We start from the raw sequence: 13190 nt of genomic DNA on the forward strand, positions 1-13190 counted from the left end.
GCGCCCGGCGGTTTCGCACGACCCGGAGCGAACAACGATCCGGCATATGCTGAACGGGGATCTTTGAAGTGGATTGACTTGATAGCTCCGGCCAACGGAGCGACGTGTACAGAACTGCGCAACGAACGTTAGGCAGTTTTGAACAGGGGGTGGAGATGGCGGCAGGACAGCGGCTGGTGGCCTACGAGCGGGTCTCGACGGCGCGGCAGGGAGCGAGCGGGCTAGGTCTCGAGGCACAGCGCAAGGTGATTGAGGACTTTGCAGTCTCCCGCGGCGCTGAGGTCCTGGCGCGGTTCACTGAAGTCGAGAGTGGGCGCAAGGCGGATCGGCCGGAGCTTGCGAAAGCGCTGCACCTCGCGAAGGTCACGGGCGCGACGCTGGTGATCGCCAAGCTGGATCGACTGAGCCGGAATGCGGCGTTCCTCCTCGCCATGCGCGACAGCGGGGTGCGGTTCGTGGCCGTGGACATGCCCGAGGCGAATGACCTGACCGTGGGTATCATGGCATTGGTCGCCCAGGCCGAGCGGGAGGCAATCTCCCGGAGGACCAAGGAGGCGCTGGCAGTGGCCAAGGCGCGTGGAGTGAAGCTCGGGAACCCAAATGGGGCCGAGAGCCTGCGGCGGGCCGGGAAAGGCGGTGCGGCTCTCCGAGAGGCCGTGTCTGCCAACGCTGCAGTCTTCTCTGCAGACCTGGCACCAGTGCTCGCGGATATCCGGGCCGAAGGACATACTTCGCTGCGAGCGATTGCTGCCGAGCTTACTGCCCGGGGGATAAGGACGCGGCGGGGCGGTCGTTGGAGCGTGGGTAATGTCGGCCGACTGCTCCATCGCCGGTGACAGCTCCCGGCCCAAAGCGGACGGTCGTGGCAAGACAGCCAGTAGCAGCATTTGCAGGTCGACTTTCTCCAATTACCTATCTCTCTCTCTCGGCTGTAGATCGTCCGAATGTCCGGCTGTCGCCAACAGGCCACGAAGAACTCAGCACGCCCAGCCCCGTACTTACGGGCGCACGCCGCTGTGATACCAACGAATTTAGCCCGCGCAATCGCGAAAGAAAGAGGCGGCAGCGCTCCTCGCATCGTTAGTAAATAGAAGGATTTTAAGAACAAATTTCTGGCTTCAGCAGCCCCAAAGTATGGTCGCTCTCAGTAAGTTTGGCACCAATGATGGGGGATCATATGACCGAAGACATGTTGCACGTGATGGAGTGGCACAACGGGGACAAGGAATATTCGCCCTTCTCCGAAGCCGAGATGAAGCGCCGTCAGGATGACGTGCGCGGATGGATGGCGAAGAACAACGTCGATGCGGCGCTGTTCACGTCCTACCATTGCATCAACTACTATTCCGGCTGGCTCTACTGCTACTTCGGCCGCAAGTACGGCATGGTAATCACCCAGGACAACGCCACCACGATCTCGGCGGGGATCGACGGCGGGCAGCCCTGGCGGCGCAGCTTCGGCAACAACATCACCTACACCGACTGGCGGCGCGACAACTTCTACCGCGCGGTGCGCCAGCTGACCCCCGGCGTCAAGCGGCTGGGGATCGAGTTCGACCACGTGCACCTCGACTACCGCAAGGCGCTGGAAGCGGCGTTGCCGGGGGTGGAGTTCGTGGACATCGGCCAGCCCTCGATGTGGATGCGGTCGATCAAGTCGGCCGAGGAGCACAAGCTGATCCGCACCGGCGCGCGCATCTGCGACGTGGGGGGCTGGGCCGTGGCTGGTGCGGTCAAGGCGGGCGTGCCGGAGCACGAGGTCGCCATCGCCGGCACCAACGCGATGATCCGCGAGATCGCGGCCTCCTTCCCGTTCGTGGAACTGATGGACACCTGGACTTGGTTCCAGTCGGGCATCAACACCGACGGCGCGCACAACCCGGTGACCAACAAGAAGATCAGGTCGGGCGAGATCCTGTCCTTGAACACCTTCCCGATGATCTTCGGCTATTACACCGCGCTGGAGCGGACGTTGTTCTGCGACCACGTCGATGACGCAAGCCTGGATATCTGGGAGAAGAACGTCGCCGTCCACCGCCGGGGCCTCGAACTCATCAAGCCCGGCGCCAAGTGCAACGAGATCGCGCTGGAACTGAACGACATGTACCGCCAGTGGGACCTCTTGAAATACCGCTCCTTCGGCTACGGCCATTCCTTCGGAGTCCTGTCGCACTACTACGGCCGCGAGGCTGGGGTGGAACTGCGCGAAGACATCGAGACGGAACTGAAGCCGGGCATGGTCGTGTCGATGGAGCCGATGGTCATGCTGCCGGAAGGCACGCCGGGCGCGGGCGGCTACCGTGAGCACGACATCCTAATCGTGACCGAGACCGGTGCCGAGAACATCACCGGCTTCCCCTTCGGCCCCGAGCACAACATCATCAAGAACTGATCTTGGACGGGAGCTGTCTAAAGGGGCCGGATTTCCGGCCCCTTTTCTATTTGTGACGTTCAGACCTGGCATGAAAAAAGGGGGGCCGAGGCCCCCCGAGGTCACCAGGAAGAAGATGGTTCAGGCAAACTCGGTCCGCAGCGCCTCGACGATGCCCTTGGTGCAGACCTCCAGCAGGATCTGTCCTTTTTCCGTCGAGGCGTCCTTGGGCGACGACAGCGTGCCGGAGCAGGGGGTCCATTCGGGCTTGACCGGATAGACGTCATAGGGCGGGAAGGTCGCGGCGGGGTGGTCCACGGCGCGGTCGAGGTGGACGTGCTGGGGGTAAAGCGCCAGCATCAGTGACGTTTCCAGCACCCCGCCGTGTTCGACGTCCCAGCCGGGGAAGCCGTTGGGGTAAAGCTGCGCGATGGCCTCCTTGTGGACGAAGTCCCAGTAGGAGAGGACCACGACTTTCAGATCGGTGATCCCGTCCCAGCGCAACTCGCGCAGGGCGAGGTCGATGCCTTCGATGATGAACCAGGAATTCTCGAAATGGCCGTTCACCAGGCAGATCTTGCGCACGCCGTGCCGGGCGAACTCCTTCACCACGTCCTTCAGCGCCGCGACGAGCGTGGCGCCGTCCAGGCTGGTGGTGCCGGGCAGGTGGTTGCCGCCACCGGATTTCTGGTGCGACTTGTAACCGTAGGTGAAGGCGGGCGCGACCAGGGCGCCGATCTGCGGGGCCACGCGCTTGGCGAATTCGGTCGGCAGCAGCACATCGACATGCAGCGGCATGTGGTGGCCGTGCTGTTCCATCGACCCCAGCGGGATCAGGATCGGGGTCCCGCCGTCGCGGACGGCCGCATGGTAGTCCGGCCAGGTCAGTTCCGAGGCGAAGGCTGTTTCGTGTTTCATGGGCCAAAACCTGAGTAAGGGTTGGCCAAAATTACGTTGCCTTAGCTGCATAAGGAAAATAGATAGTCACAATGGTTCCATTGCCGGAGCAAATTCTTGGCGCTGCTGACCAACCTTCCGACCGACCTGTTGCGTACGTTCATCGCCGTTGTCGAACTTGGGGGCCATTCGAAAGCGGGGGCGGTGCTGGGGCGCAGCCAGCCCGCCATCTCTTTGCAGATCCGCCGACTGGAAGAGCTGGTCCGCACGCCGCTTCTGATGCAGGAGGGCCGGGCGATCCACACCACGCCCGCGGGCGAGGCGCTGCTGTCCTACGCGCGCGAGATGGTGCGGATAAACGACGAGGCGGTGCGATACTTCCACCGGTCGGACATGCAAGGCGTGCTTCGGATCGGCCTGCCGACCGATTATGCCGTCGCCTTCCTGCAGAACACCCTGACCACGTTCCTGCGCCAGAACGCGGATGTCGAACTGGAAATTCACTGCGACCTTTCCCGCGAACTGCACCAGCACCTACGCTCGGATGACTTGGACATCATCGTGGCCACCATGCCCTCGGCCCGGATGCCCTACCTGTCGCGCGCCTGGGTTGAGCAGCCGATCTGGGCCGCCGCCGAGTCGCTGAAGCTGTCGCATGCTCGGCCCGTGCCGCTCGGCGCGCATCTGGAAGGCTGTGACTACCGAACCCGCATGATCGAGGCCCTGGACGCCGCAGAACGGCGCTGGCGCATCGTGTATACCGGCCCGGGCATCTCTGGTTTGCAGAACGCGGTGCTGAACGGGCTCTGCGTCACGGCCCTGACGCGGGCCACCATGATGCCCGGCATGCGCGAGTTGCAGCAGGAAGAGGGCTTCCCGAAGCTGGAACCCCTGCGCATCGGGCTTTTCTACAAGCATCCGCGGCTCTCCCCGGCGGGTTTGCAACTGGTCAGCGACCTGGTGGCGGGGCTGGAAAGCGTCGGTTCCGGCGTCCGTCCGGTGCCGGGGTGATGTATTTCCGGGCAGCATAACGGGCGCTTATCAAGGGATTTCAAGAACCGATTTTGTGCGGGCGCGCTGATCCCCTAACGTCGCGGCAATGACATTGCCGACATAACGACAACGGGGACAACGAACATGACCAAGATCGATACCGCGATGGGTCTTTCCCGCCGCTCGCTGCTTGCCTCGGGTGCCGCACTTCTGGCGACGCCCATGCTGTCGCGCCGTGCCTTCGCAGCGCCGACCGAGCTGACGATGCTCGCCTGGTACGGCCATGCCGAGCCGGACATCGTTACCGAGTTCGAGGCCGAGAACAACGTCAAGTTCATCCCGAAATACTACACTGGCGGCGACAACATGCTGGGCCTGATCTCGCAATCGCCGCCCGGCACCTTCGACGTGATCCTGTCGGACGCCGAATATGTTCAGGCCCTGAACGCGGCCGGCTATGTCGAGGAGCTGGACCCCGCCGACTATGCGCTGGACGACTATTTCCCCGAGTTCCAGCAGTTCCCGGGCAACTGGCAGGACGGCAAGCTCTTCTCGCTCGTCACCCGTTTCGGCTTCCTGGGCGTGGCCTACAACACCGACGCCCTGACCGAGGCGGAAGCGGCCAACTACAACGTCTTTTGGGACCCGAAGCTAACCGGCAAGGTCGGGCATTTCGACTGGCACCTGCCGAACCTGGGGCAGATGAGCCTGTTGAACGGCAATGCCAATCCCTATGACATCGACGAAGCCGCCTGGGCCGGCGTTCAGGAAAAGACCATGTCGCTGCGGCCGCAGGTGGGCGGGTTCTTCGACTATGGCGGGACCTTCTCGTCCCTGAACGACGGGCAGATGCTGGCCTTCTGCGGGATCGGCGACTGGATCACCGGCGTATTGGAGAAGAACGGCGCCAAGGTGAAGTCGGTCATCCCGGAACAGGGCGGGCTGCAGTGGTCGGAATGCTTCTCGATCGGCAAGGGCTCGGCCAAGGCGGACCTGGCGAAGAAGTGGATCCAGTACATCACCTCGGCCAAGGGGCAGGCCAAGTCGGCCCAGATGGCGGCCTATCCGGCGCTGATCCCGAACGCGAAGGGCTGGGAGGTCCTGCAGGCCGAGAACCCCGACGAGGCCAAGCGTCAGGGCATGACCAAGGACGCAGGCAACGCGATGGACATGATCCGCGCCGGTCGCATCAAGTTCCGCGAATGGCCGATCCAGCAGGATCTGGAGACCTGGAACGACTTCTGGTCGGAATACAAAGGCGCCTGAGCCGAGAGGCTTCCAAAGACTGTGGGCCGGTTCCCATGCCGGCCCGCACCCCATAAGCCGGAGTGCGCCCGCCAATGCGACGCCCGATTTCCCTCTACGGCCTGACCTTCTCGCTGCCGCTGTTGATCTGGCAGGTGCTGTTCTTCGTCTTTCCGCTGCTGTTCCTGGTCGCGCTGTCCTTCTGGACGGTGAAGAACTTCGTGATGTCGCCGGATTTCGACGCGGTCAACTGGACCACGATGTACGACCGCGCGGTCTTCTGGCAGGCCTACGGGACGACGCTTGCCCTTGCGGCGGCCGCGTCAGTCCTGACCAGCGTGCTGGCTTTCCCGGCGTCCTACGCCATCGCGTTCAAGATGTCCGAGACCACCCGGCGCTGGGCGGTGTTCCTGATGGTGATCCCGTTCTTCACGAGCTACCTCGTCCGAGTCTATTCCTGGCAGATCTTTCTGTCCGACAACGGCATCATCAACGTCATCCTCGGCGGGATCGGCCTTGGCCCCTACCAGATGCTGAACACCGTCGGCGCCACGATGATCGGCTACCTGACGCTGGCTTTCCCGCTGGTGGTTCTGCTGCAACTGTTCAGTCTGGTCTTCATCGACCGCACCCTGATCGAGGCCGCACACAACATGCGCTGCGGGCGGTTGCGCACGGTGTTCGAGGTTATCATCCCCTCGGCCCGCACCGGATTGGTGATCGCCGCGCTCTTCTGCTTCATCCTGGCCTTCGGCGATTTCGTCAGCCCGGTCTACCTGGGCGGGGGGGAGCCGACGACGCTGTCGATCCTGATCACCGACACCACGAAATCCGGCCAGCAATGGCCCCGCGCGGCGGTCATCGCGCTGACCATGATCGGCACGCTGATGGTCGTGGCCTTCGCCGCCGTCAAATTCGCCTATAAGGGGAAGTCAAAATGAGCGGCTCCGCCGATCTGAACCGCAGCCGCAGCGTGGACTGGGCGCTGATGCTGTATGTCGTCCTGGCCTATGCCTTCGTCTTCGCCCCCATCGCGGCAAGCTTCGTCTTCAGCTTCAACTCGGACCGCTTCCCGTCGATCCCCCTCGGCGAGTTCTCCCTGGACTGGTACCGCGCCGTGGCGACGGACCCACTGGTCTGGGAAGGCGCGCGGAATACGCTGTTCGTGGGTGTGATCGTGGGTGTGGTCTCGACCGCGCTGGGGTTCGGGGCGGCCTATACGGACTACCGCTACAAGTTCGCGGGCAAGCAGGTCTACCTGGCACTTGCACTGCTGCCGCCGACGATCCCGGTCATCATCCTTGGCCTGGCGATGCTGGCCTACCTGTCCCGCATCAACCTGTCGGGCAATGCGTTGTCGGTCATCATCTCCCACGTCGTCGTCTGCGCGCCCTTTGCGATGGCGATCATCCGGCTGCGCCTCAGCCAGATGGACCCCGCGCTGGAGCCCGCCGCCTGGAACCTGGGCGCGTCGGAATGGATGGCGATGCGCCATGTGATCGTGCCCTTCTGCGCGCCAGCGATCCTGGGGGCCCTTTTCATCACGATGGCGGTTTCGTTCGACGAATTCGCCGTGGCCTGGTTCGTCTCGGGCCTGAACGAGACCCTGCCGGTCAAGGTCCTGGGCTTCCTGCAAGGCCAGGTCAGCCCGCGGATCAACGCGATCGGCACCTTCGTCTTCATCCTTTCCATGACGCTTGTGATCCTGGCGCAGCTTCTGCTGTCGGGCCGCGGCGCCAAGCTCGCCGACAAGGAGTGACCCCATGAGCCGCGACATCCTGGTTTCCTTCGAAGGCGTGGTCAAAAGCTTCGGCAATTTCATTGCCGTCCAGAAGCTGGACTTCGAGATCAAGAAGGGCGAGTTCTTGGCAATCATGGGGTCCTCCGGCTGCGGCAAGACCACGACGCTGCGGATGCTCGCCGGTCTGGAAGCGCCGACCAAGGGCGTGATCCGACTGTCGGGCAAGCCGATCAACGACCTGCCGACCTGGAGCCGCGACACTCCGATGGTCTGGCAGAGCCTTGCGCTCTTTCCATTCCTGAACGTCATCGAGAATGTCGAATTCGCGCTGAAGATGCGCGGCGTCGGCAAAGCCGAACGACGGCGGCGGGCCGAGCAATGGCTGGACCGGATGCAGATCACCGAGTTCGCTGACCGCAACATCAGCCAATTGTCCGGCGGCCAGCGGCAGCGCGTGGCGCTGGCGCGGTCGCTGGTGGTCGAGCCGGAGATCCTCCTTCTGGACGAACCCCTGTCAGCGCTGGATGCCGCGCTAAAGGTGCGGATGCAGTCGGTGCTGAAGAACCTGCAACGCGAAACCGGGATCACCTTTGTTTACGTCACGCACAGCCAGTCCGAAGCCTTCTCGATGGCCGACCGAGTGGTGATCATGAGCCGGGGCAAGATCGAGCAGATCGGGACCCCCCAGGAAATCTACCGCACGCCCCGCACCCGCTTCGTCGCCGATTTCCTCGGCTCGTCAAACCTTTTCTCGGGACAGGTGCGGTCCGGCACCTCCGGCTTTGAGCTTGACACGCCCATGGGCCCGCTGCGCCTTGCTGCGCCCGCCGCGAGCGGAGAGTCCGCGACCCTAACCGTACTGGATACCCAGACCCACCTCAGCACCACGGCCCCCGCCGGGAATGTCAACTTCGTCCCCGTCAAGGTCATCGGCGAGGAGTTCGTCGGTGCCACCGCCACGGTTTATCTTGAGACCGCACAAGGCCAGGAAATCCGGGTCCAGAAGGGCCATGACGAACTGGCCGGCCTGCCCTTGGCCATCGGACAGCCGCTTTACGCCTGGTGGAACCCGGAAGACGGCCATCTAGTCCGCGAAAGCTAGCGCCGGCCCGATGCTCTATCCTTTCTATCACGCACGTCTGCAGCCCGTTTTCCTGAACTCCCGGAGATCCGAAATGAGTATCGTCCTGTTTCACGGTGGAGGCCTGTCGAAGCAACAGATGGACGGTCTCGCACTTACGCCGAAACGATGGCGGTTCGTGCTGCCGGGCTGGGCCAGCCGGTTCTTCCGACGTCACCATTTGAAGTGATGATCCGAGCGCCAAGATGAGCATCCACGCTAAGGGAAATCGTTTCGACCCTGCGACGCCGGTCATCCCCCGAGGGGTGGCCTTCCTGCGCCTGCCCGGCGCCGTCACCACACGGCATTTCGCCTTCCTCGCGCTGCCGCGCTTCACGCTTCTGGCTTTCAGCTCGGCCATCGAACCGTTGCGCATCGCGAACCAGCTGACGCAGCAGCCGCTTTACAGCTGGAGCCTGCTCAGCGCGGACGGCGCGCCGGTGGAAAGCTCTGCCGGGATACGGGTCGAGGTCGACCGCGGGCTCGCCCCCTTGGGACGCGATGCAACCGTCGTCGTCTGTTCAGGCACCGACGCATCCCAGGCCGCCGACCTCGGCGTCCTATCTTGGCTTCGAAGCCACCAGCGTATCGGGGGACGGATCGGGGCCATCTGCACCGGCGCCTATACGCTTGCGCGGGCCGGGCTGCTTGGCGGTCACTCACCCGCTGTCCATTGGGAGAACCAGCCAGCCTTTCGGGAACTGTTCGATGTCGAGCCGCTTCAGCAGATTTACTCAATCGGCCCCAAGCACTTTTCCTGCGCTGGCGGCGAGGCGGGCGTCGACATGATGCTTGCGCTCATTGCGAAGGATTACGGCGACCGGCTGGCCGATGCAGTGGCCGAGATGTGCCTGCATTTTCGTCGTCGAGAAGCAAGCGTTACGCAGAAGGCGATCTATCCGACTGCGATGGGAGTCCGGCATCCCGGCATCGCAAAGGTCATAAGCGTGATGAAGGCCAACATCGCGACGCCTCTCGATCAGGGAGAGCTTGCGGACATCTTTGGTCGGACCACACGCCATCTTGAGCGGACGTTCAAGTCGATCATGCAGGAGACACCCAAGAGCTATTACCTTGGACTACGCTTGGAAGAGGCGCGGAACCTCCTTTCGGAAACACAACTATCAATCTTGGAGGTTGCGGTTGCGACTGGCTTCAACTCGCGATCGAGCTTTTCGAAGGCCTATAAGGCGCGCTATGGAAAGAGCCCGTCCAATATTTCGTGAGCCGGCAACCTGTCGGGACCCTCGAACACATTCGTTGGCCGCCGGAAACTGCAGCGCCGCCAAATTCTTTCCATTCTAAGAACTGCCTGAAGTCGGTCAAGCGCAAGCGGACTTTGTCCATTTTCGCAAAGGTCCGTTTTGCGACCGTTCGCGAGTAAGAGGCCGATTATCCATCCGGACCTAAGCCGCCGTTGGTCACTCCTGTTCGAATGACCGCTCCCCGCCCTTCGGTCCTCGCCGCCACTCTAAAGCTATCAGATGCCAACGACCTCGCTACCTTCGCCTTTAACGGTCTCGTGGATCCAGTCGCTGAATGCGCGTATGGCAGGGCGGTTTTCGGCGGCTTCTGGGTAGAACAGCGCAATCAGCTTCGCCGCTCTCACGCGAAAATCGAAAAGCCGCACTAACCTACCAGCGCGGATATCCTGTTCCACCAACGAGCGCATGGCGATGCCGACGCCCTGGCCCTGCATCGCCGCCTCGATCATCATATAGGCGCGCGAGAAGGACAGCGCCCGTTGCGCCGAGAGGGGGGCGAGGTTTAGAGCGGCCAGCCACTCCTCCCAACTGGCTCCGAAATCGAGGCCCTCCAGCGTGGTGTGCAGGATAGGTCGGCCCGACAGATCCTCGGCGCAGCGGATAGGTTGGACGTCCTGGGCCATCCCGGGGGTGCAAATCGGCCAAATCTCATCCTGCAACAGGATTTCCTGACAGATGCCTGACTGCCGCTCGCGAACGAAGCTGATAGCAATGTCGACGCCGTTGATCACAACGTCGTCGAGGCTGACATAGGAAAGAAGCCGGACCTCGATATTGGGATGCATGTTGCAGAACTGCCTGAGCCGCGGCGCAAGCCACTTGGCCCCAAAGGAGGGCAACGATCCGATCACCAGCCTGCCCGAAATGTCGCCGGAGCGGATATTGTCCAGGACGCCCTCAATATTCATAAGTGACTTGCGCACCACCCCGGCAAGCGCCGCACCTTCACGCGACAGGACTAGCCGGCTGTTCATCCGATGGAACAACTGCGCGCCAAGCTGACTTTCCAGCTGGCTAATCTGCTGGCTGACGGCGCTGCGCGTCAGGAAGAGCTCATCCGCGGCCTTGGTGAAACTCAGGTAGCGCGAGGCGACCTCGAAGGTTCGCAGCGCGGTCAGCGACAGATGCCGAAGCGACATGGCCACCCTTTCTGACACGGTGTTAACAATAATCCTAGACAGCGACGGGGTTCCCGTCCAGCCCAAGCCACGCCGGCCGAACCTTGGCCAAGGCCAGCCCTTCGTACTCGTTAGCTTGACTAACGGCAACAGTTAGGTCTTCGCGCTTGTTGCAATCAGCCGGGGGCTGCAAAGTCGGACGAAGAACTGAAGGGCTGCCTGGTGAAAAGGTGGCCGATCGCATGAGGGATGAATGCCCAACACCGTAATTAGCGACGGCACCATGGTGTTCTTCGGAAGCCATGCCGTCGATCACTACCTGCTCTGCAGGGCTTGGCCAAACGAGGGCCAGAAAATCAATGCCGAGCCGACGGGGAGGGTATATGGCGGCATGATCCCAAATGCGGCGACCATCTTTGCGGGTTACGGCGCCCCGCCTATGCTGATGGGACCGCTGGCGGACGACGAGGATGCTGATCCCATCTTGGCCGAGCTGGCCCAGGCCGGCATCGACACCCGAAACATCCGCCGCGCGCCCGGGTTCCGTAACTCCTATGCCTACAATTTCCTGACCGAGGTCAATCCGGATGAAAAGACGCTTGTCATCGTCGATCCTGGCTATGACTTCGATCCGACCACGGCCGAGAGGGCAGTGCTGACGGGGGCGAAATTCATCTATTCGACCATCGCCCATCTGCGCCGGATCGTGGGTATCCAAGGTGTGCTGGCCGAGGCGCACGCCCGGGGGGCGCGGCTTTTCATCGACGTCGAGGCAGAATCCTTCCGTTCGGCCGAGGAAGACTGGTGGGCCTTTTCGGCAGCCGACTTCCTATCGTTCAACGAGGAAAGTCTTGACAAGTTCCGCGGTACGAAATCCGCAGAGGCGGCGATTGCCGACCTCCTTGCAGCGTCTGGTGCCGAGATCGTCACAACCCTCGGCAAGGGCGGCTGCGAGGTCGTTTCGCCGACGGGGCGCTGGAGGACGGCTGGGCTCCGAGTGGCAACCGTCGATCCTCTTGGCGCAGGCGATACGTTCAACGCGACATATCTATTCGGCCGCAGTCAGGGCTGGTCCATCGAGGATTCGGCGCGCTTCGCCAATCTCGCTGCAGCCCGTTCGACCACCATGACCGGCCCCCGCAGCGGGCGCGCGACGGTCGGGACTGTGATGGAGTTCTTGGAACATCTCAAACAAACAGGCGCTGCCGCTGCCTGTCCAGCCTGACTAGGGCGGCTCATTCAAGCAAACAGGGAAAGGTATACTACATGAAGAAGACATCTGTTTTGTCGACGGGGGTGGCTTTCGCCGCTCTAATCGCGACGACCGGCCTAGTCCGCGCTGACGAAGTGAACGTCACATCGACCGGTGGAGCCTACCAGCGCAGCCAGGAGATGGGGTATGGCGAAGCCTATGAAAAGCTTGGCCACACGATCAACTGGAACGTCTATTCCGGCGGCCTTGGCGAAATCCGCACACAGGTGGATTCGGGCAATGTCATCTGGGACATCGTCGATGTGAACAGCGCCGAGGCCAATACCGGCTGCGCCGAGGGCATCTTCGAGAAGATCGATCTGGCCGAGGTCACCGAACCCGCTCCCGATGGCACCACGTTGGACGACTACCAGGTCCAGAGGACCAACGACTGTTCGGTCGGCACCGTGGTCTACTCTTGGGGGTTCGCCTTCAACAATACCGTGTTTACCGGAGATCAGCCGGCCAAGGTCGCCGATTACTTCGACACCGCGCGGTTTCCTGGCAAGCGCGGGATCTGGAGCAGCCCGACCCAGGCCATCGAACTGGCGCTGATGGCCGATGGCGTGGCCCCCGGGGATGTCTACAGCTATCTGGAAGAATCGGGCGATGTCGGAGTGGACCGGGCGCTGGCCAAGCTAAAGTCGCTGCATGACGATCCGAATGGCGGTCTGGTGTTCTGGACTGGCGGAGCCGAGCCCCCAGAACTGCTGGCCAAGGGCGAGGTCGTCATGTCCACCGGATGGAGCGGTCGCTTCTTCAACGCTGTCGTGACGGAAAACGCCCCGATCACTCAGGTTTGGGACGGGCAGATCATGGATTTCCAGAACTTCGCGGTGATCAAGGGCACCCCCAATCTGGAGGCGGCAAAAGCCTTCCTGAAATTCGCCACTGCGACCGACAACATCGCCGAAACTGCCCGCTACATTCCCTATGCGCCTTGGCGAAAATCGGCAGTGGACAAGATCCTGGCGAATGAGCCCTGGTCCGAAGACGGCAAGACCTCGGTGGGGCCGTTCCTGTCGACCGCGCCAGATAACATGGCCAACTACCTCGAGATGGGTGTCGACTACTGGCAGAACCATCAGGACGAGGTGACCGAGCGCTGGACCGCCTGGAAAGCCGGCCTCTGACCTTAACGGGGCTGGGGCGGAGCAATCCGCCCCGCCGCCACCCAATCCCCCCGGG

12 protein-coding genes are annotated in these 13190 nt (G+C 62.5%); 10 read left to right on the forward strand and 2 right to left on the reverse strand.

Translation table 11 applies throughout. From position 1 onward, the window contains the following. Nucleotides 1-155: 155 nt before the first annotated feature. Both JNL31_RS11240 and JNL31_RS11245 read left to right on the forward strand, forming a co-directional pair. Complete coding sequence (locus JNL31_RS11240; RefSeq protein ID WP_294973270.1) at nucleotides 156-836, forward strand: recombinase family protein; 681 nt, start codon at nucleotides 156-158, stop codon at nucleotides 834-836. A gap of 341 nt (nucleotides 837-1177) precedes the next feature. Continuing rightward, on the forward strand, nucleotides 1178-2392 hold the full coding sequence (locus JNL31_RS11245; protein ID WP_294973272.1) for a M24 family metallopeptidase: 1215 nt from the start codon (nucleotides 1178-1180) through the stop codon (nucleotides 2390-2392). Nucleotides 2393-2512: 120 nt separating this feature from the next. Here the strand turns inward: JNL31_RS11245 and JNL31_RS11250 are convergent, their stop codons facing one another. Next, a complete protein-coding gene (locus tag JNL31_RS11250; RefSeq protein WP_294973273.1) occupies nucleotides 2513-3289 on the reverse strand; it encodes a creatininase in 777 nt (258 codons plus the stop codon). A gap of 96 nt (nucleotides 3290-3385) precedes the next feature. Between JNL31_RS11250 and JNL31_RS11255 the strand changes: the two genes are divergently transcribed. The 6 genes from JNL31_RS11255 to JNL31_RS11280 all read left to right on the forward strand — a co-directional run bounded on the left by JNL31_RS11255 (nucleotide 3386) and on the right by JNL31_RS11280 (nucleotide 9593). Beyond that, entirely contained in the window at nucleotides 3386-4279 is an 894-nt protein-coding gene (locus JNL31_RS11255) for a LysR substrate-binding domain-containing protein (protein ID WP_294973275.1), read from the forward strand. Between the two features lie 126 nt (nucleotides 4280-4405). Next, on the forward strand, nucleotides 4406-5527 hold the full coding sequence (locus JNL31_RS11260; RefSeq protein ID WP_294973277.1) for a spermidine/putrescine ABC transporter substrate-binding protein: 1122 nt from the start codon (nucleotides 4406-4408) through the stop codon (nucleotides 5525-5527). Nucleotides 5528-5601: 74 nt separating this feature from the next. Then, entirely contained in the window at nucleotides 5602-6447 is an 846-nt protein-coding gene (locus JNL31_RS11265; RefSeq protein WP_294973279.1) for an ABC transporter permease, read from the forward strand. Continuing rightward, on the forward strand, nucleotides 6444-7265 hold the full coding sequence (locus JNL31_RS11270) for an ABC transporter permease (RefSeq protein ID WP_294973281.1): 822 nt from the start codon (nucleotides 6444-6446) through the stop codon (nucleotides 7263-7265). The genes JNL31_RS11265 and JNL31_RS11270 overlap by 4 nt, the downstream gene beginning before the upstream one ends. 4 nt (nucleotides 7266-7269) lie before the next feature. Continuing rightward, nucleotides 7270-8349, forward strand: a complete 1080-nt coding sequence (locus JNL31_RS11275; RefSeq protein WP_294973283.1) for an ABC transporter ATP-binding protein — start codon at nucleotides 7270-7272, stop codon at nucleotides 8347-8349. 224 nt (nucleotides 8350-8573) lie between these two features. Then, nucleotides 8574-9593, forward strand: coding sequence for a GlxA family transcriptional regulator (locus tag JNL31_RS11280; protein ID WP_294973285.1), 1020 nt, complete (start codon nucleotides 8574-8576; stop codon nucleotides 9591-9593). Nucleotides 9594-9847: 254 nt separating this feature from the next. Here JNL31_RS11280 and JNL31_RS11285 read toward each other — a convergent pair whose 3' ends face one another. Further along, complete coding sequence (locus JNL31_RS11285; RefSeq protein WP_294973287.1) at nucleotides 9848-10771, reverse strand: LysR substrate-binding domain-containing protein; 924 nt, start codon at nucleotides 10769-10771, stop codon at nucleotides 9848-9850. Between the two features lie 232 nt (nucleotides 10772-11003). Between JNL31_RS11285 and JNL31_RS11290 the strand changes: the two genes are divergently transcribed. Then, nucleotides 11004-11975 (forward strand): carbohydrate kinase family protein, encoded by a 972-nt coding sequence (locus JNL31_RS11290; protein WP_294973289.1) that lies wholly within the window; start codon nucleotides 11004-11006, stop codon nucleotides 11973-11975. 41 nt (nucleotides 11976-12016) lie between these two features. Then, complete coding sequence (locus tag JNL31_RS11295) at nucleotides 12017-13135, forward strand: extracellular solute-binding protein (RefSeq protein WP_294973291.1); 1119 nt, start codon at nucleotides 12017-12019, stop codon at nucleotides 13133-13135. The last annotated feature ends 55 nt before the right edge of the window (nucleotides 13136-13190 follow it).

Origin of the sequence: Tabrizicola sp., from assembly GCF_016792905.1 — a bacterium.
GTDB lineage: Bacteria > Pseudomonadota > Alphaproteobacteria > Rhodobacterales > Rhodobacteraceae > Tabrizicola.

Excerpts from the sequence above, each read along its gene's own strand:
- JNL31_RS11240 (WP_294973270.1), top strand. The coding sequence starts at position 156 with ATGGCGGCAGGACAGCGGCTGGTGGCCTACGAGCGGGTCTCGACGGCG.
- JNL31_RS11245 (WP_294973272.1), top strand. The coding sequence starts at position 1,178 with ATGACCGAAGACATGTTGCACGTGATGGAGTGGCACAACGGGGACAAG.
- JNL31_RS11250 (WP_294973273.1), bottom strand. The coding sequence starts at position 3,289 with ATGAAACACGAAACAGCCTTCGCCTCGGAACTGACCTGGCCGGACTAC.
- JNL31_RS11260 (WP_294973277.1), top strand. The coding sequence starts at position 4,406 with ATGACCAAGATCGATACCGCGATGGGTCTTTCCCGCCGCTCGCTGCTT.
- JNL31_RS11265 (WP_294973279.1), top strand. The coding sequence starts at position 5,602 with ATGCGACGCCCGATTTCCCTCTACGGCCTGACCTTCTCGCTGCCGCTG.
- JNL31_RS11270 (WP_294973281.1), top strand. The coding sequence starts at position 6,444 with ATGAGCGGCTCCGCCGATCTGAACCGCAGCCGCAGCGTGGACTGGGCG.
- JNL31_RS11275 (WP_294973283.1), top strand. The coding sequence starts at position 7,270 with ATGAGCCGCGACATCCTGGTTTCCTTCGAAGGCGTGGTCAAAAGCTTC.
- JNL31_RS11280 (WP_294973285.1), top strand. The coding sequence starts at position 8,574 with ATGAGCATCCACGCTAAGGGAAATCGTTTCGACCCTGCGACGCCGGTC.
- JNL31_RS11285 (WP_294973287.1), bottom strand. The coding sequence starts at position 10,771 with ATGTCGCTTCGGCATCTGTCGCTGACCGCGCTGCGAACCTTCGAGGTC.
- JNL31_RS11290 (WP_294973289.1), top strand. The coding sequence starts at position 11,004 with ATGCCCAACACCGTAATTAGCGACGGCACCATGGTGTTCTTCGGAAGC.
- JNL31_RS11295 (WP_294973291.1), top strand. The coding sequence starts at position 12,017 with ATGAAGAAGACATCTGTTTTGTCGACGGGGGTGGCTTTCGCCGCTCTA.